A 1,672-nucleotide genomic window follows, 5' to 3' on the forward strand; every position below is an offset into this window, starting at 1 on the left:
GTTGATGGCTCGCAGACCTTTGGTCACCGCGATCAAGACAATCTTGGCCAGCAGCCAGCCGCCGATGACAACCAGCGCTGCGATCAGCAGGCGCGGCATGAACGCGCCGATCTGGTAAAGGATGGCTCGGATCGGCTCCAGTTGAATACTGATGTTTTCCATGATGTGTAACTCCAGGTAGGGAAAGCGGGACCAGTGCAGGCGTCAGCGTGCAGTGTCAGGGTCGAGCAGCGCCAGAATGCCCTGGATCGGCACCTGGGCCCAGTCGTGACGATTGTTGATCTCGTAGCGCAATTCGTAGAGCGCCTTCTCCAGTTCGAACAAGGCAAGCAGGTCAGCATTGACCGGGGTCGCCGTTGCTGAGGACCCCATGGTGCCCATATAGGCGTCCATGAATGCTTTGCGGGTCGCCAGCTCCCAGTCACGCGCGGCGATGAGCACCCGCTCCAGTTCCTCCGTGCCCTGGGAGATATTACGCAACGCGGACCAGCGCGCATAGTTGAAGGAACGCAACATTCCGGATACGTCGCGCAGCGGTGAACTCTTGGTACGGCGTTCCTCAAAGCTGCGCGCCGGCTCGCCTTCGAAATCGATGATCACGAAATCGTTGTCGGTCACCAGAACCTGACCCAGATGGTAGTCACCGTGGTAACGGGTCTTGATACCGCCATCGACATCGGTACCGTTTCCGTTGATACGCTGCAGCAGCAGGTCACGCTGATCCAGGATTGCGCGTGCATCGCCCTGAACTGTTTCGGGCAACTGCTCCAGACGCTGGCCAAGCAATTCCAGCGTGCTGTCGGCCTCAAGAGCCGCACGCTGCCGGAATGCAACCACATCGCTCGCCAGCAGAGGTTCGGGATCAAAGGCCGGATTACCGGTCCTCGTGGCCAGGGCGAGGTGCAGCTCGGCGGTACGTAGCCCCAGCGTCGCCGCCAAGGTCAGGAAGCCCCCGTGTGCTTCATCCGACTCTGTCGCATCAACGGCTGCCCCAATGGCCAGGCGGAAATCGTCAAGATGTCGTTCAAGATAACTGACGGTAAAGGCCCAGCCGTCGCCCTGATTCGAGACATGTGACTGAACCAGCGCCAGGGTCATGACGCTGCCGTCATTGCCGAAATACTCCAGCGCACCGAGTACCGGCACACAATTGCGGTAAGACACCACGTCGGTCAGGAAACGGCCCAGCTCGAGCTCGGGGTTCATGCCCTCGCGCAAACGCCGGTAACCCTTCAGGAACAAGGTCTCGTCGAGGGTTACAACGGTATTGCTGCTCATGGCACTCGGGCGCGAGACCGCCAACGATTCGACGTCGACCGACAAGGCCGCATAAGCCGCCGTGGCCTTGAAGTGCAGTTTCCCGTTGGCGGTAGCGAGGTCCAGGTTGCTGCCGATTGCCTGCACCAAAGCACGACAAAATGACTCATCGAAAAAGGCGTCACCCATGAGGCCGACGTTGGCCTGTTGGCGTATCCTGGCCACCGCAGCGCCGGAGAGTCTGTGCAGGCGATCCTCGTCATGGTCTTCCCAGGCCAGGGCCAGCGGCACGAAATAGCTCGATTCTTCCTCGGGGCCGTCAAGTTGCGTAATCGGCAATATCCAACTGAAGTCACCCTGATTCCAGATCGCATAATCGGCAATTCGGGCGCGCGCGATGGCCGTCCCCTTGGAC

At 60.0% G+C, this 1,672-nt stretch carries 2 protein-coding genes; both read right to left on the minus strand.

Going from position 1 to position 1,672, the window contains the following annotated elements; translation table 11 throughout:
- The coding region (locus PROAA_RS19400) for a mechanosensitive ion channel family protein (RefSeq protein WP_222102206.1) at window positions 1-162 on the minus strand (162 nt) is incomplete at its 3' end.
- A 42-nt stretch (window positions 163-204) separates the two neighbouring features.
- A partial coding sequence (locus PROAA_RS10185) for a putative maltokinase (RefSeq protein WP_186411234.1) occupies window positions 205-1,672 on the minus strand: 1,468 nt, incomplete at its 5' end.

This window comes from Candidatus Propionivibrio aalborgensis, from assembly GCF_900089945.1.
Taxonomy (GTDB): Bacteria; Pseudomonadota; Gammaproteobacteria; order Burkholderiales; family Rhodocyclaceae; genus Propionivibrio; species Propionivibrio aalborgensis.